14 protein-coding genes are annotated in these 15790 nt (G+C 75.2%); 3 read left to right on the top strand and 11 right to left on the bottom strand.

The genetic code is table 11. The annotated features are described in order from the left end of the window. The first annotated feature begins 10 nt into the window (after window positions 1–10). Window positions 11–643 (top strand): TOPRIM nucleotidyl transferase/hydrolase domain-containing protein, encoded by a 633-nt coding sequence (locus ABT093_RS29450; protein WP_350569609.1) that lies wholly within the window; start codon window positions 11–13, stop codon window positions 641–643. Here the strand turns inward: ABT093_RS29450 and ABT093_RS29445 are convergent. The 8 genes from ABT093_RS29445 to ABT093_RS29410 form a co-directional block, all read right to left on the bottom strand. Beyond that, entirely contained in the window at window positions 622–4713 is a 4092-nt protein-coding gene (locus ABT093_RS29445) for a WD40 repeat domain-containing protein (RefSeq protein WP_350569608.1), read from the bottom strand. The two genes, ABT093_RS29450 and ABT093_RS29445, sit on opposite strands and share 22 nt — an antisense overlap. Further along, complete coding sequence (locus ABT093_RS29440; RefSeq protein WP_350569606.1) at window positions 4710–5558, bottom strand: hypothetical protein; 849 nt, start codon at window positions 5556–5558, stop codon at window positions 4710–4712. The genes ABT093_RS29445 and ABT093_RS29440 overlap by 4 nt, the downstream gene beginning before the upstream one ends. A 148-nt stretch (window positions 5559–5706) precedes the next feature. After that, on the bottom strand, window positions 5707–6225 hold the full coding sequence (locus ABT093_RS29435) for a hypothetical protein (RefSeq protein WP_350569605.1): 519 nt from the start codon (window positions 6223–6225) through the stop codon (window positions 5707–5709). 98 nt (window positions 6226–6323) lie between these two features. Further along, window positions 6324–7205 carry a hypothetical protein gene (locus ABT093_RS29430; RefSeq protein ID WP_350569604.1) on the bottom strand — a complete coding sequence of 294 codons (882 nt, stop codon included), beginning with the start codon at window positions 7203–7205 and terminating at the stop codon, window positions 6324–6326. 69 nt (window positions 7206–7274) lie between these two features. After that, window positions 7275–8123: a hypothetical protein gene (locus tag ABT093_RS29425; RefSeq protein WP_350569602.1), complete on the bottom strand. Its 849-nt coding sequence runs from the start codon at window positions 8121–8123 to the stop codon at window positions 7275–7277. A 174-nt stretch (window positions 8124–8297) separates the two neighbouring features. Next, window positions 8298–9335: a TolB family protein gene (locus ABT093_RS29420; RefSeq protein ID WP_350569600.1), complete on the bottom strand. Its 1038-nt coding sequence runs from the start codon at window positions 9333–9335 to the stop codon at window positions 8298–8300. Further along, window positions 9332–10687, bottom strand: coding sequence for an MFS transporter (locus ABT093_RS29415; protein WP_350569597.1), 1356 nt, complete (start codon window positions 10685–10687; stop codon window positions 9332–9334). The genes ABT093_RS29420 and ABT093_RS29415 overlap by 4 nt, the downstream gene beginning before the upstream one ends. Before the next feature lie 5 nt (window positions 10688–10692). Further along, window positions 10693–11604, bottom strand: coding sequence for an alkaline phosphatase family protein (locus tag ABT093_RS29410; protein WP_350569596.1), 912 nt, complete (start codon window positions 11602–11604; stop codon window positions 10693–10695). A 500-nt stretch (window positions 11605–12104) separates the two neighbouring features. Here ABT093_RS29410 and ABT093_RS29405 point away from each other — a divergent pair, with 500 nt between their 5' ends. Then, window positions 12105–12581, top strand: a complete 477-nt coding sequence (locus ABT093_RS29405) for a cobalamin biosynthesis protein (protein ID WP_350569594.1) — start codon at window positions 12105–12107, stop codon at window positions 12579–12581. Continuing rightward, window positions 12578–13705 carry an Rv2231c family histidinol phosphate aminotransferase CobC gene (gene cobC / locus ABT093_RS29400; RefSeq protein ID WP_350569593.1) on the top strand — a complete coding sequence of 376 codons (1128 nt, stop codon included), beginning with the start codon at window positions 12578–12580 and terminating at the stop codon, window positions 13703–13705. Before ABT093_RS29405 ends, cobC begins: the two co-directional genes overlap by 4 nt. Here cobC and ABT093_RS29395 read toward each other — a convergent pair. From ABT093_RS29395 to ABT093_RS29385, 3 genes are all read right to left on the bottom strand, one after another. Continuing rightward, entirely contained in the window at window positions 13648–14169 is a 522-nt protein-coding gene (locus tag ABT093_RS29395) for a hypothetical protein (protein WP_350569591.1), read from the bottom strand. The two genes, cobC and ABT093_RS29395, sit on opposite strands and share 58 nt — an antisense overlap. A gap of 120 nt (window positions 14170–14289) precedes the next feature. Then, window positions 14290–15051 (bottom strand): MOSC N-terminal beta barrel domain-containing protein, encoded by a 762-nt coding sequence (locus ABT093_RS29390; RefSeq protein ID WP_350569590.1) that lies wholly within the window; start codon window positions 15049–15051, stop codon window positions 14290–14292. Next, the gene (locus ABT093_RS29385) at window positions 15048–15596 is read right to left on the bottom strand and encodes a hypothetical protein (RefSeq protein ID WP_350569588.1); all 549 of its coding nucleotides are present in this window, start codon (window positions 15594–15596) and stop codon (window positions 15048–15050) included. Before ABT093_RS29385 ends, ABT093_RS29390 begins: the two co-directional genes overlap by 4 nt. Between the last annotated feature and the right edge of the window lie 194 nt (window positions 15597–15790).

Genomic DNA, 15790 nt, shown 5'->3' with positions numbered 1-15790 from the left:
AATCGGCCCCATGGCGGACATGGAAGCGTTCCGGGATGCGGTCACCGCGTGGGCGGCGGGCGGGCCCGGTGGGCCGGCGGGCGAGGCGGCCGGGCAGGTCGGAGTGCGGACGGCGGTGCTGGTGGAGGGGCCGAGCGACCTCGCCGCCGTCGAGGCGCTGGCCGCCCGGCGGGGCCGGGACCTGGCCGCCGAGGGGGTGTGCGTGGTCTCCATGGGCGGGGCGATGAACGTCGCCCGGTACGCGAGCCTGCTCGGACCGCCCGGGCTGGGGCTGCGGCTGACCGGGCTCTGCGACGAGAACGAACGCGGCTTCTACGAGCGCGGGTTGGCACGGGCCGGGGCGCCGGAGGACGGCTTCTTCGTGTGCGTGGCGGACCTGGAGGAGGAGCTGATCCGCGCACTGGGCGTGGCACGGGTGGAGGAGATCGTCCGGGCGGAGGGGGAGCTCCCGGCCTGGCAGACCTTCGTCCGCCAGCCCGCGCACCAGGGCGGGCTGGCGGAACGGCAGCTGCGGCGGTTCATGGGGACGAAGTCGGGGCGGAAGATCCGCTACGGGCAGCTGCTGGTGGAGGCGCTGGAGCACGAGCCGGCGCCGCTGCGCGATCTGCTGGCGGCGCTGGCTCAGGAAGGCCTGCGGCGGTAGAGGGCGACGTCGTTGTTCGAGCTGACGACGAGGTCGCCGTCGGCGGTGAAGCATACGGCGCATGGCCCCTCGATGACGATCTCGGCGAGGAGTGACCGGCGGTCCAGGTCCCACAGCCGCACCCGGTGGTCGAGGCCACCGGTCACCATCACCGAACGCCCGTCGACCAGAGCACAGTTCATCCCCATCACAGCAGCCGCGTGAACGAAGATCGGCTCGCCCAGCGCCCGGCCAGTGTCCAGGTCCCGCAGCCGAACCATGCCGGTGTAGTCGCCACTTGCCACCGCCGGACGCCCCTCAACCACCCCGAGCGCCACCGCCACGGCGTCACCGAGGGAACCCGTGAGAGGCTTGCCGATTCTGCGGCCAGTGATCAGGTCATTCACCCGCACAAGTCCGGAAAGGTCACCGATCACCATCGATAGACGGTCCTCGACCATCCCACACGCCACCGCAGACGCGGAGTCAATATGACTGACGAGGGGCTCGCCAAGCTCTCGGCCAGTCTCCAGGTCCCGCATCCGAACCATGCCGGTGTCGTCGCCACTCACCACCACCACCGGGCGCCCCTCAACCACCCCAAACGCCAACTTGATATCGCGACCGGAACCGGCGCGTGGCGGACCGAGCTGTCGCCCCGTGGCCAGGTCCCGCACTCTGATCGATCCACCCCGGCTACCACTGATCACCACCGGACGACCTCCGGCCTCCGCACACCCCACCGCTACGACGTCGTGAGTGTGACCGGTCAAAGGTTGGCCCAGATTCCGGCGCTCGGTCAGATCCCAAACCCTGACCGTCCCGTCCCAGCTGCTGCTGACCAACATCGCTTCGCCGTCAAGTTCGACGCACACGACTGCGGTCACGCGACTGTTGTGGCCCATGAGAGGCCGGACGATCTCCTGGCCGGTAGCCGGATCCCACACCTGAACCGTACCTCCCGATCCACCACTCACGACCACCGCGCCACCGTCCAGCTCCGCATACACCACCGTGTCGACCATCTCGTCATGACCGGTGAACGGTCCGCCGATCAGCTGACCGGTAGCCAGGTTCCACATCCGAACCGTCTTGTCCGCGCTACCACTGACCACCACCGAGATACCGTCAACTACTGTGCAATACAGCGCAGTCACCGCATTGTCATGGCAGCCGAAAGGTCCGCCAACCAGCTGGCCGGTAGCCAGGTCAAGAACCACGATCGACCCGTCCATGCCACCGCGGACCACCACCGCCCTGCCACCGAGCACGGCGCATGCCAACGCGCCCACCTCGCCCGAACAGCCGGTGAAAGGACCCCCAACCGCCACACCGGTAGCCAGATCAAGCGCCACCACCGACCCGTCTGTACCGCCGCAGACCACCACCGCCCTGCCACCGAGCACGGCGCATGCCAACGCGCCCACCCTGCCCGAATAGCCGGTGAAAGGACCCCCAACCGCCACACCGGTAGCCAAGTCCCACACCCGCACGGTCTTGTCCATACCGCCACTCACCGCCACCTGATGGCCGTCCATCAGTGCGCAGGACAACGCGGTCACCGCCCCGTCGTGACCGGCGAGAGGACGGCCCACCGGCTGGCCGGTCGCCAGATCCCACAGGCGGACCAAAGCGTCCCCGCCGCCGCTGGCCACCACCGGACGCCCGTCGACCACCGCACACGCCACCGCGAACACGCTGTCCTCGTGGCCGGAGAAGGTGCCGCGGAGGGAGGGGTCGAATCCGCTGCCGGTGGCCCAGACCGGAGCCCACTCGCCGGGCGGGATGCGGCTGACGAGTTCTCCGTGCAGATCCCCGGCGCCGGCTCTGGCGGCGTCGAGGGCCAGGATCCGGCGGCGTTCGTCCGGTGCTGCCTCCCGATGGAGGTGGATGCCGGTCCGGTAGACCGCCGCCGTCAGCCGGGCCGGGTCGGCGCGGGCGTGGTGGAGGTGGGGGGCGAGGCCTGCCGGGGTGGCGTGGACGAGGTAGTCGGTGTCGGCGAGGGCCTCGTCCAACAGGCCCGCCCGGGCGGCGTGGTGGGCGAGGTGGTGGAGGGCGTACGGATGGGCGCGGGACCAGTCGCGGGTGCCGTCGGTGCGGTAGGGGACGCGGGCGGTCAGGACGCGGGCGTAGGCGGCGTGGACGGCCTCCGGGGCGGTGCCGTCGCGCAGGTGCTCGGCCATCGCCTCGTGGTACAGCCGGTACGCGGAGCGGCCGTGCTCGGTCGCCTCGACGACGTACGACCCCGCCTCGCGGCGCAGCCACAGCAGGTCCTCGTCGGTGTACCGCCGCCCGGAGACCGCCGAGGCGAGCGGGGCCCAGACGTCCTCCCACGGCAGGCCCTGGCCCTGGGCGTACGCCAGGGGGCGCAGCAGGTCGGTGGCGCGCCGGGCGTCGTCGCCGAGGCGGCGGTGGAGGTCCTCGCGCATGGCGTCGCCCGCGTGGCGGGGCAGCGAGGCGCGCCAGCCCTGGCTCCAGGGGTTCGGGATGTCGGGGGCGGCGGCGAGGGTGCCGGCGGTGATGCGGGCGATGAGGAAGGAGTGGCCCGCCGCCTCGGCGACGGCCTCGGCGACCGGGCGCAGGTAGCCGAGGTCGTGGAGGTAGGGCGAGCCGGGGTGGGCTTCGAGCAGGTTGCGGGCGGCGTAGACGGCGAGCGCCTCGGGGTCGGCGTAGCGGGGGCTGTCGAGGTCGAGGACCTGGTCGGCGGCCGTGCCGAGGCGGGGCAACAGGTACGGTCGGGTGCCCAGCAGCAGGCGCAGGCGGCCGCGGGCGTGCTCGATCAGCGGCCGCAGGACGGTGCCGCAGAGGGTGTCGGGCGTGGCGGCCTCGTCGAGGGCGTCGACGAGGACGGTGAGCGGGCGGGGGCGGCCTTCCAGGGCTTCGAGGAGCTTGCCGACGGAGTCGGCCCGGATCCGCGCCGCGGCGCACAGCGCGTCCAGCACGTCGGCGTCGGTGAGGCGTTGGGCGTAGACGGCGGCGTCGACGGCGCCGACGGCCACGAGGTCCGGCGGCAGGCCGAGGGCGTCGAAGGGGACGGTGCGGCGGCGTTCGGGGTGGGCGAGGGCGGCGACCAGGCCGAGGACGGCGGTCTTGCCGGAGCCGGGGGCGGCGGTGACCACCCGGCAGGCGGACGGATCGTCGCCGGCCGGGGTCTTCAGCCAGGCGGCGAGGTCGCCGAGGGCGGTGTGCCGGCCGCTGAACCACCACGCGGCGGCGTCCGCCCGGCTGTGGTAGCCCATGGCGCGGACCAGCAGCCGGGAGGTGAACTCGGTCTCGCGGCGCCGGTCCTGTTCGGCGAAGGCGGCGACCTGCTGCTGGGCGAGGTCGACCTCGTTGAGGCGGGTGTCGTGGCGGGGGTTGGGGAAGAACGCGGGCGGTTCGCCGTCCAGGCCCACCATGGCGAGCCCGATGCGCTGGTGGCCGGGGCGGTCCGCGGAGTTGTTCATGTGCTGCACCACCGCGTTCACGGACAGCGTGCCGGGGCCGTGCCCGGCGACCGACAGGTCGGTGACGGCGTCGGTGAGCAGCTGCGGGAACCGGCCCGCCACGGCCGGCTGGTGCGGCTGGGCGGAGGAGAGGACGATCAGGCCGGAGCCGGTGCTGCGGCCCCAGGTGACGCCGAGGCGTTCCAGGGCGGCGGCGGCCAGCTGGTTGCCGCCCTGGCCGACGTAGCAGGCGTCCAGCAGCAGCATCACCCGCCGGGTCCGGGTGCCGCGCAGCATGGCCCGGGTGAGTTCGGCGGTCGGCAGGGCGGTGAAGGTGAGGTCGTCGGGGTCGGTGTCGGCGGTGAGCAGGACGTGTTCCTCGCCGTCGTCGAGGATCTCGCCGTGGCAGGAGAGGTAGACGGTCAGCAGGTCGTCCTCGCGGCGCTCGGGCGAGGTGCAGAACGCGCGCAGGGCGGCGGCCAGTTGGAGTTTGGTGGGGTTGAGCGGGACGGAGTCGTGGTGGTGGTAGCCGAGCGTGCCGGTGAAGAGCTCGACGACGCTCTCGCGGGCCCGGACGAGGCCGGGGCGGTTCCAGTCGCGGTTCTTCGGGTAGTCGGCGACGACGGCGGCGATCAGGTACCGGCGCGGGCCCGGCCCGTCGTTCACGCCAGGCCCTCGGCGATCGCGCGGCCGCACAGTTCGTCGGTCAGGTACGAGGTGGCGTCGTGGGCGTGCGTGCCGTTGGACAGCAGGGCCGAGCGGACCCGGGTGCCGAAGACCGGGCGCAGGTCCTTCACGAGGGCCACCACGTCGCCGGTGCCGGCCAGGTTGGTCCAGGTCAGGGCGTCCCCGCCCGGCCACTCCCCGAGCGGCTTCCCGCACGTCCAGACCGGGTCGGGGCGGAGGCGGTCGAAGACCAGGTTGCGGATGCCCAGCGGCGAGCCGATCGTCACCAGCGCCCGGACGCCGTGGCCGGGCAGGGCGCAGAGCGCCTCGTAGGCGACCACGGAGCCGAGCGAGTGCGCCACCACCACGCGGGTGTCCGGGCCGATCCGCGCCATGACCCGGGCGCGCACCCGCTCGCGGGTGGGCTCGTCGGTCAGGTAGGCGCGGACCTGCTTGAGGTCCGCCACGACCAGGCGCAGCGCGACGTCCGCGAAGAAGCGGGAGCCGGACAGCGCCCGCAGCGCGGCCTGCACGGACCGGGGCGTCGCCACCAGTGTGTCGTCCGCGTCGGGCGGCGCCACCTCGGGGTCGCGCTGCGCGGCCTCCCGCCACCAGGCGGCGAGCAGTTCCTGTTCGAAGCCGCCGTCGACGTCGCGGGCGGTGTACGGCGGGTCGCCGGCGGCGAGCAACTGCCCGGGCGGGCGGAAGAGGTCGCCGTAGAAGCCGATCGCGACGTCCGGTTCCGCCAGCAGTCCCTCGGGGGCGCCGGCCCGGCGCAGTCCGTCGCTCAGCGCGGGCCACCACACGGAGCGCAGCCGGTCCTCACCCTGGACCTGCTGTCCCATCCCGTGCACGCACACCACCCGGGCCACTGCCCCCACCCCCAGCCGTGAAGGGCCGGAACCGGCCCTGAGGGCTCCACACCTACCAGCCCGCGGCGGCTCCCGGGGGCGGAATCCCGACACCGGGCGGGGTGCGTCAGGGGCGCGCGGGTCAGAACTCGACGGCGTCCAGGTGGTAGGTGGTGTCGACCAGGAAGCCGCCGGCCTCGGCCTTGACGGAGAGCACGTACTGGCCGGGCGTCAGCGGGTCGAGGGCGCACCACAGGCCCCAGGCGACGCGCGGGATGCCGGTGGCGAGGAAGCGCCGGGAGGCGAACTCGTGCACCCTGAGCGGGACGCCGTTGAGCGTCGCCTCGGCCTGGGAGTGCTCGACGCGCCAGGGGGCGGAGGAGAGGCCGAGGGCGATGCGCTGGGTGTTGAAGACCGGGAAGAAGACCGGCTTCCCGGCGGCGATCGGGCAGCGGCGCACGACGCGTCCGCCGTAGGTGCCGGCGAGGAACCAGACGTCGGAGGGCTGGCGCCAGCCGGCGAACTCGCCGGTGGTGTCGGCGACCGGGCTGCGCTCCATCGGGGCGGACAGCGCCCACTTCCACCAGCGTGCCGCGAGCTGCGCGCCCCGGCGGGGATCCACGGTGTCGGCACCGGTCTCGGGGGAGACGGCCTCGCCCACGTCAGCTCCTTCGGGTCCACGCGCGCACCGCGAATCGGTTCGCGCAGTGACCCTATCCGGTGGCGGCCGGGCCCTCCCGGGCGGGAGGGCCCGGGGTCTCAGGCCTCCAGGCGGCGGACGACGATCTCGTACTGGTCGACCGCGCCGTCCCAGCGGACGACCACGGTGCCGCCCTCGGACGGGTCGTCGGTGTACTCCTCCTCGTCCTCCTCCTCGCCGTCCTCGCCGTCCTCGCCGGCCTCGCCGGCCGGGGTGACCGGGGTGACCGGGACGAGGGCGAGGTCGTGCGACTCCTGGTCGCAGAAGGCCACCAGGAAGTCCCGCAGCGCCGGGTCGGCCACGCCGGCGGCCAGCTCGTGGGCCTCCTCGTCCAGCTCGTCCCCGGCGTCGCCGACACCGGCCGGCAGCAGCTCGGGCGAGGTGACGGCGGTCAGGCCGGTGGCGGCGAGCAGGGCGTCGAGCAGGGTCTCGCCCCCGGAGGCCAACCGGGCCCGCCAGAGGGTCCACAGGCCCCCGGGCAGTTCGGGCGAGGCGAGGTCGACGCCGTGGCGCCCGGCGATCCGCCCGAGGTCCGCCCCCGGCAGCGCCCCGTCCCACGGCCCGCCCTCGGACTCCTCCACGGCGGTGGCGAGATCGGCGGCGAAGGGCGCGAGTTCCCCGGACAGTCCCCGCGGGTCGACGTGGAACAGCGAGCGGCTCGCGTCGAAGACCAGCTCCGTCTCGTCGAGGTCACCGGGCGGGGTGAGCAGCAGGTGGGCGGTGGTGACCCTCTCCTCCCCCGCGAGCGCGGCCCGGCCCACCCACACCGGGTCCCGCTCCAGCTCGCTCTCGGCGAGGAAGTTGCCGCTGTAGTAGGCCCCGTAGCGGGCCTTCCCGTCGTACTCGGCGAGCGGCCGGCCGAGCACCTCCCCGAAGCCCTGGGCGAGAACCGCCTCCCACGCCCCGGACCGGACGGCGGGCGTGCTGTCGTCAAGCGTCATGCCGGGAGTACAGCACGCCCAACCGACAACCCCCGCCCCTGGGTTGGCCCGCCGGGCAGGGGGATCCGGTCAGCCGGTGGCGCGGACGTAGATGTCGGCGGCGCCGGGGAGGCCGCCGGGGTCGGGGGCGACGTAGATGCGGCGGGCGCGGGGCGGGGTGGGGGTGACGGTGGGCTCGGCGGTGGGGGCGGGGATGGGGGTCGGGGTGGGGCTCGGGGTGGGCGAGGGTGAGGGCGAGGGGGTTTCCTCCGGCGGGGGCGCGGGGTCGGACGTGGGGTCGGGGTCGGCTTCGGTGGCCGGGGTGAGGTGCTCGGTGGGCTCCTCGTCGACCGCCTCGGCCTCCGGCTCGGGTTCCACGGTGGCGGTGGGCGTGTCGTCGGGGGTGGCGGAGGGGGACGCGGTCGGTGACGGGGTCGACGGGGTCGACGGGGTCGACGGCAGGCTCGGCGACGGCGAAAGCGACGGCGACGGCGAGGCCGCGGGGTCGGGCACGCCGACCTCCCGCGCCTGGGCCGGCTCGTCGCCGCCCAGGGCCTCCGCGAGGTCGGCCGGCAGCGGGGCGAGGGCCCCGGGGGCGGCCAGGTCGTAGGTGCGCAGGAAGTCCCCGATGCCGACCTCGCGGCCGCCGGCCAGCCGGTAGTGCAGGTAGGCGACGGCCAGGCCGTCCGAGGTGTGCGTGTAGACGGCGCCGACCGGGACGTAGTAGCGGCCGGCCCCCGGGTGCTGGGACGGGTGGAGGCCCGCCAGCAGCTCGGCGCGGTCGCGGTCGGTCTCGATGGCGCCGCGGCCGACCGTGAGCGCGTTGACGCCCCGGACGGCCAGGGCGGCCAGCACCGACACGAAGATCACCAGGCCGATCGCGACCGTGCGGCGCAGCACGGGCCTGCCGTGCAGCGCCGGCCACGAGTCGTCGGGCACGCGTTCCGGCGACAGCCCGCGGTCGGGCCCTCGTTGACTCACTGTTCCTGCTCCCCCGGTCAGTTCTCGTGGCGGCCCGGCGCCGGGCGGCCACTCATAGTGCTCGACGTGGACCCTACGCGCGAAGTTCCGCCCGGGACCACCCGGCCCGAGTGGCCAGGGAACGCCGGGGCCTCAGCCCAGGAACGCCGGGGCGACCGCCGCGTCGAGCAGCCGCCGCGCGGAGCCGGAGCCGTCGGCGGGGACGGTCCACAGGTCGGCGCCGAAGTCGCCGGGCATGGCGTACAGCAGGGTGCGGTCGTCGGACCAGACGGCCTGGTCGTCGATGCTGCGCTGTTCGGCGGTGGCGGTCTCGGCCAGGGTGGCGAGGTCCAGGACGTACAGCCGCCAGGGGGCGTCCTCGGAGGCGCCGGGGACGCGCTTCTTGTAGGCGACCCGGGTGCCGTCCGGGGAGAGCGAGGGGCACTCGACGTTCTGGTGGAGCGTGGTGAGGGTGCGGGCGGCGAGGTCGCCGCGGACCAGGTGGGTCTGGCCGCCGGTGGCGAGGGTGGCGTAGAAGGCGTTGTCGTCGACGAAGGTCACGCCCCAGATGTTGACGTCGGGCGAGCGGTACGGCCTGCCGTCCTTGATCACGTCGAACTCCTCCAGGTTCTCCCGGAGGTTCCAGTCCCGGACGTCGACGATCGAGGTGCGGGTGGAGAAGGCGGTGCCCGCGTAGGAGTCGCCGCTGACGAAGACGGTCCAGGCGGCGAGGTGGCCGGAGGGCGAGACCCGGGAGCGGGTGGGGATGCCGGCGGCCGGGAAGGAGCGCAGCTCGCGCAGGTGCTCGTCGAGGACGACGGCCCGGTAGGTGTCCTGGAGCGGGCCCCGGTCGGCCTGCAGGCAGATGCCGGTGGCGGCGGCGGCGTGGAAGCGCAGGCACTGAACGCCGGAGGAGGTGCGCGGGCCGTCGGGGTGGCCGACGGGGACGGTGACGACCTCGTCGCGGTGCGGGCCCCAGGCCATGTTGCGGAAGAGCAGCTGCCGGGCGGCGGGGGCCTTGAGGGTGACCTCGCCGGGGGTGACGACGGGGCCGCCGGCCTGGACGCGGTCGCGTTCGGCGGAGCGGTCGGCGGCCCACAGCACGGCGCCGGTGCCGACCGCGCCGAGCAGCACGACGGCGACCAGCAGGATCAGCACCCGGGTGCGGTTGCGGAGGGGGACGGTGGTCACGGGGACACCTCGGGGTCGGCGGTCGGGGACGTGGGCTCGCGCAGCACGAACGCCGCCCCGGTGACGCAGCCGGCCAGCGCCAGCGCCGACCAGGTCAGCGCGGTGGTGGCGCCGACGGCGCTCCACAGCGCGCCGAACGCGAGCGAGCAGGCGAACCGGGCGAGCGCCTGCCCGGTGCCGACCAGGGCGAGCCCGGCGCCGCGCCGCGCGGCGGGGACGGTGTCGGCCGCGGCGGCGGCGAGCACGCCGTCGGTGGAGGCGTAGAAGGCGCCGTGCAGCACCAGCACGCAGACCACCACCGGCAGGCCGTCCAGCGGGGAGAGCAGCAGCCCGTAGGCGAGCAGCAGGAGGCCGTGGCCGGCCAGGAACAGCCGGCGGCGGCCGATCCGGTCGGCGAGCGCGCCGAGCGGGACGGCGAGCAGCAGGAAGGCGCCGGCGGTGCCGAGCGGGAGCAGCGGGAAGTACTCGGTGGCGAGGCCGAGCCGGCGCTGCACGAGCAGGTAGAGGAAGGAGTCGCTGACGGTGGTGAGGCCGAGCAGCACGGCGCAGACGGTGAGCCGGCGCAGCCCGGGGACGCGCAGCAGGGCGAGCCCGTCACGCGGGCGGGGCTGCCCTTCCGGCGGTTCGCCGGCCGGGAGGCGGTTCGGCACGAACAGCAGCAGGACGAGCACGCCGAGCACCGCGACGCACGCGCTGACCGCGAACACCGCGCGGTAGCCCTGCTGTTGGCCGCCGTCGGCGAGCAGCGGCCCGCCGGCCATCCGCAGCACCAGGAAGGCGGTGAGCGGTCCGAGCAGCGCGCCGGCCGTGTCCATCGCCCGGTGCACGCCGAACGCCCTTCCGCGGTGGGCGGGTTCGGTGGCGAGCGAGATCATCGCGTCGCGCGGGGCGGTGCGCAGCCCCTTGCCGGTGCGGTCGGCGGCCAGCACCGCGCCGATCAGCGGCACGGTGTGGACGAGCAGCAGCAGCGGTTTGCAGAGCGCCGACAGGCCGTAGCCGACGGCGGCGACGGCCTTGTGCCGGGGCGCGCCGTCGCGCCCGCGCCGGTCGGCGAGGTGGCCGCCGGCCAGCCGGACGACGGCGCTGAAGCCGTTCTGGATGCCGTCGAGCAGGCCGAAGCCGAGCGGGGACAGGCCGAGGCCGGTGAGCAGGTAGAGCGGCAGGACGGCGCTGACCATCTCGGAGGAGACGTCGGTGACCAGGCTGACCACGCCCAGGACCACCACGGTGCCGGGAACGGCCGCCCGTGCGGCCCGGTCGGCGGTGGCGCCGTCGGCGGCCTCCCGCCGCCCCCGCCGGGTGGCGGCCGGGGCGGCGGGGGCCTTGGAGCTGCGGGAGTCCGCGACGTACACGGGCGTCAGTTCCAGATGCCGGTGATGGTGGCGGCGGTGGCGGCGTTGCCCGCGTGGGTGGTCAGGCCCGCGAGGTCCTCCAGCGTGCGCAGCACGTTGTAGTGGTTGTAGGTGGTGGCGGTGGTGGAGCCCGGGGTGACGTGGGCGCCGTAGAACACGGTGGGGATGCGGTTGCCGGAGAGGCGGTTGTCCTCGTCGAAGGTCACGACCAGGATGCTGTTGTTGTTCCTGGCCCAGGCGGCGTAGGCGCCGAGCTTGTTCTGGATCCAGCTGTCGCCGGTGGAGACCGAGCAGTCGTGCATGTCGTTGCAGAGGTCAGGGACGACGAAGGAGACCTTCGGCAGGCTCGCGAAGTTCGTCGGGAACTGCGTCATGGTGAACGCGGTGTTGGTCGGCACGTTGCCGAAGCCGAACCACGGGTTGTGCTTCTGCGCGTACTTGCCGCTGGAGCAGACGGTCGAACCCTGGCTCGGCAGGCCCTCGTTGTAGCTGCCCCAGGTCTTGCCGGCGGCGATCAGCTCGGAGGCGAGGTTCGGCTTGTTGATCGAGCCGACCGGCACGCAGCTGTCGTCGGTGCGGCCCTGGTTGGAGCCGGAGAACAGCTGGTAGTAGTTGGGCTCGCTGGGGTGGGTGAGCCCGAACGACTGGGTGAGGGTGGCGCCGCCGGCCTTCAGCGTGTTGTTGATGTACGGCGCGCCGGAGCTGCCGATCACCTGGCTGTAGGCGTGGTTCTCCATGACGACGACGACCACGTGGTCCGGGGTCGGCAGCGCGGCGGCCTGCGCGGTGGTGCCGGTGGCGGCCCAGAGGCCGAGCGAGCCGGCGACCAGGGCCAGGCCGGCGGCGGAGGCGGTGAGGGTGCGGCGGCGGGGGCGGCGCGGGGCGGCGCCCCCGGCGACGGGGGTCGTGGCGCTCATGTCAACAGTCTCCGGGGTTTCGGGCATGGTGTCCTCCGTACGTCGGGGCGGCCGGGTCGGGGAGGGGCCCGGCCGGGTGGGGAACTGCCGGGTGGGGAGAGGACCGCCGATCGGTGGGCCGGCGGTTTCGGAGCGCCGCAAACAGTAGGAGCGGCGCGGTGGCGCGGACCTCGGCGGTGACATGAAGAAACGGCGAACAGCGGTCGCCGGCCGAGGATCGCCCCCGGACGTACGTCACAACCGTCACGATTGACCCGTCCGTCACGGGCGTGGTGGGATTTCGGCGGCCCCCGGCACCCGGGACCGGCCTGACCTGGGCGTTCCGGCCGGCCGGAACGGCGGGTTTCGGCCGCCGCGGACGGGCTCCGGCCCGCGGCGGCCGGCGGGCGGCCCTCGCAGGTGTCGGGCGGGTGGCGCGGAGGAACGGGACGTGAGCAGGGCGTGAGCGCGGCGTGAGAGGACCGGACGGAAACGGTTCGCGACGCGGAGAATCCGGCGCGTTGGGCGGTTCGGGTGACGGCGGGGGCGGCGCCGGCGCGGACCGGCTCGTCGTCGGGGTGGGCGTGCGCGGCATGGCGACCGGGGCGGAGCTGCTGGAGCTGATCCGGCGGACGCTCGCCGCGGCCCGGCTGCCGTCCGGCGCCGTCGGCGCGCTCGCCACCCTCGCCGGCAAGGCCGGGCACCCCGCCGTCCGCGCGGCCGCGGCGGCGCTCGGCGTGCCGGTGGTCGAGTACCCGGCCGAGACGCTGGCCGCCGTCCCGGTGCCGAACCCGTCCGGCGCCGTCGGCGAGGCGGTCGGCACGGTCAGCGTGGCGGAGGCGGCCGCGCTGGCGGGCGCCGTCGGCGGCGGGCGCGCCGAGCTGGTCGTCCCCAAGCGGAAGTCGGCGGCCGCGACGGTGGCCGTCGCCCGCGTCCCCGTCACCCCGCACCGTCCGCGCCGTCCGCACGTCCAGCAGAACCCAGGAGAGCAGCCGTGACCCCCCACTCCCCCGCCGAACCCGACCTGCGCCACCACGGGGACGCCGAGGTGCGTGCCGACGGCGCCGGCCTGGTCGACCTCGCCGTCAACGTCCGCACCGGCACGCCCCCGCCGTGGCTGCGCGAACGCCTCGCCGCCACCCTCGCCGACCTCGCCGCCTACCCCGACGGCGCCACCGCCCGGGCCTCGGTCGCCGAACGGCACGGCCGGCCGGCCGCGGAGGTGCTGCTCACCTCGGGCGCCGCCGAGGCCTTCGTGCTGCTCGCGCGAACTCTGACACCTCGTCACATAGCGGTCGTGCACCCGCAGTTCACCGAGCCCGAGGCCGCGCTGCGGGACGCCGGGCACCGGGTGCGGCGGGTCCTGCTCACCCCCGGGGAGGGCTTCCGGCTGACCGGGGGCGCGGTGCCGGAGGAGGCCGACCTGGTCGTGCTCGGCAACCCCACCAACCCCACCTCCGTCCTCCACCCGGCCGCCGCCGTCGCCGCCCTGGCCCGGCCCGGCCGAACCCTGGTGATCGACGAGGCGTTCATGGACACCGTGCCCGGCGAGAGCCAGTCCCTCGCCTCCGTCCGGGACCTGCCCGGCCGGGTGGTCGTGCTGCGCAGCCTCACCAAGACCTGGGGGCTGGCCGGCCTGCGGATCGGCTACGCGCTCGGCCCGGCGCCGCTGATCGCCGCCCTGGCCGCCGCGCAGCCGCTCTGGCCGGTCTCCACCCCGGCGCTGGTCGCCGCCGAGGCCTGCTCCGCCCCGGCCGCGCTCGCCGAGGCCGAGCAGGCGGCGCGGGAGCTGGCCCTGTGGCGCGAGCACCTGCTGAAGGGTCTGGCCGCGTTCCCGGCCGTCCGGGTGCACGGCGAGCCGGCGGCGTCCTTCCTGCTGCTCGAACTGCCCGGCGCGGGCGCCGTCCGCGCCCGGCTGCGCGAGCTGGGCTTCGCCGTCCGGCGGGGCGACACCTTCCCCGGTCTCGGCGCGGACTGGCTGCGCGTCGCCGTCCGGGACGAGGCCACCACGGACCGCTTCCTGGCCGCCCTGGCGACCGCGCTCGGGGTTCTCCAGGACGCCGGCTACTCGCAGATCCCGGGCCGGGCGGCCGGTTCGAGCAGCACCGGACCGGCGAGGTAGCCGGGGGCGTCGAAGCGGAGCCGGTCCGCGGCGGTCAGCGTGGCCCAGCCCGGCAGCACCCGGGGTCCCGAGCCGGGGCCCTGCGGGCCGGGCGGGCCGGGCGGCAGGACCGGCGGCCGCGCGGTCCGCCAGCTGCGCCCGGCGAAGCTCAGGTGGCTGGTCTCGCAGTGGGTGTTCCAGTCGAGCGGGTAGGCGACGCCCACGGCCGCGGCGGGGCCGGGGTCGGCCGGCCGCACGTCCGGGGTCACCTCGCGGCGCGGTGGGGCGGCGGTGCTCCCCGCCGCCGTGGCCGTGGCCGTCGCCGTCACCCGGACGGTGACGACGTCCGTCCGGCCGCCACCGCCGCCCGAGGTCACCAGCACCACGGCCAGCGCCGTTCCCGCCGACGCCACCACGGCCACGCGGGCCGCCCACGTCCGCCACCCGCCGGCCGCCGCCGCGCCGCGCTCCTGCTCCCTGCCCATCCCGGTCGCCTCCTCGCCAGTCCCGTCCTGGTGGCGATGGGACTGTCCGGACCGGCGGGCGGTTCCCCGCACCTCAGGAGGACAGCACCACCGGGTCCCCGACCGCCACCCGGTCGGGCGTCAGCACCCGGGCGTACACACCGACGCAGGGCAGCGCGGGCATGCCCGGCGGCGGGACCAGCCGGTTGCGCCGCGCGGGCGTGCGCAGCGCCGCCGGCGAACGCGGCAGCCCGGCCCGTGCGCGAGGGTGGGGACGGCACAGCGCGGCGTCGCCGTGACGACGTGCGGGCGCAGCTCCGGCCCGATCGCCGGCTCACCCTCGACCCAGCCGTTCTCGACGAAGCCGGGGGCGCCGTCCGGGGTCCGGACCAGCACGTTCGGGCGGTACCGCTCGGGCGCGGCGCCGTCCGTCGCGGCGAGGGCGGCCGTGGTGAGCAGGTGGAGCGGCGCGAAGTCGACGAAGGTGCCGGGCGGCGCGCCGCACCCCAGCTCGTCGACGGTGAACCCGACGTCGGCGTGCGGTCCGTGCGCCAGGACCTCCTCCGGCACGGACCGTTGGACGCTCGCGCCCTGCGGCGGCTCGTCCACCAGCCGGACCTCCCGCCCCAGCCGCCGCGACAGCCCGCCCTCGTCCACGACGGCACCGTCCGGCCCGGTGACCACCACCCCGCCCCCGGGTCCGGTCGCGGCGGTGAACCCGAGCACACCCGCCCACAGGCGCGGGCGCTTGGCACTCACCACCCGCCCGGTCGCGGCGTCCAGCAGCGCGTACGCCCGGTCCCCGGCGATCCCCCGCTCCGTCACGGAGGCCGCCCGCAGCTCCTCCCCGAGCATCGACTTCACGGGATAGCGCCGCAGCCGCTCGACCGTGCCGACCCTCACGCCCCGGTCCCCAGCTCGGTGCGCGCCCATTCCCGCAGGGTGGCGAAGTCCTCGTCCCGCAGGCCGATCCCGGGGTTGATCCGGAAGGTGGCCGCCGGGCCGGGGTGGTGGGCGGCGATCCACTCGGTGTCCTGCGGCCCCAGCTCGTCGTCCACCCAGACGAACGGGCGGCCGTCCGCCCAGTCGAGCAGCGCGCGGGTCTTCCAGTGCAGGCCGTCCGGGTCGTCCTGGTGCATCTGCGGCCAGGCGATGAACGGGAGTTCGGGCAGGCCGACGAGCGGGGCTATCCAGGTGTTGGCCTCGCCCTTCCAGGCCGTCGCCCAGACCAGTTCGAAGGGCAGGTCGAGGAGTCGGGGTCCGTGGTCGGGGTTGATCCAGAGCCGGATCGGCTCGATCTCCCCGACCGGCCGGCCGGGGAACCGGGCCAGCCAGGAGTCGGGGCGGACGTGGTGCGTCCGGTAGCCGGCGGGCTGTTCCTGCGGCTCGGCGGCGAACGGGTTCAGCGGGCCGTCGACGTCGAGAAGGAGCAACGGGAGGGCAGTCATGGGGCCGATCGTCCCGCGCGGCAGGGGCGTTGACCATCCCTTCTCGGCGGCGCGGTCTGCGACAGGATCGGGATATTTCCCGCACCGGGCCGTGAACGATCGCGTCGTACGGTCGTGGGGGGGGGGGGGGGGGGCGAGGGGGCGCCGAACAAGAATTTGAAGACGGTCACAAAGAGCACGCACGAGGGCGGGAC

This window comes from Kitasatospora sp. NPDC002551, from assembly GCF_040296005.1.
GTDB lineage: Bacteria > Actinomycetota > Actinomycetes > Streptomycetales > Streptomycetaceae > Kitasatospora.
Note: the sequence above shows the minus strand (reverse complement) of the source record. Positions and strands in the feature narration are given on the sequence as shown.

Coding starts and splice junctions, on each gene's coding strand:
- ABT093_RS29450 (WP_350569609.1), top strand. CDS start 11: ATGGCGGACATGGAAGCGTTCCGGGATGCGGTCACCGCGTGGGCGGCG.
- ABT093_RS29440 (WP_350569606.1), bottom strand. CDS start 5,558: ATGGGACAGCAGGTCCAGGGTGAGGACCGGCTGCGCTCCGTGTGGTGG.
- ABT093_RS29430 (WP_350569604.1), bottom strand. CDS start 7,205: ATGACGCTTGACGACAGCACGCCCGCCGTCCGGTCCGGGGCGTGGGAG.
- ABT093_RS29410 (WP_350569596.1), bottom strand. CDS start 11,604: ATGAGCGCCACGACCCCCGTCGCCGGGGGCGCCGCCCCGCGCCGCCCC.
- ABT093_RS29395 (WP_350569591.1), bottom strand. CDS start 14,169: ATGGGCAGGGAGCAGGAGCGCGGCGCGGCGGCGGCCGGCGGGTGGCGG.
- ABT093_RS29385 (WP_350569588.1), bottom strand. CDS start 15,596: ATGACTGCCCTCCCGTTGCTCCTTCTCGACGTCGACGGCCCGCTGAAC.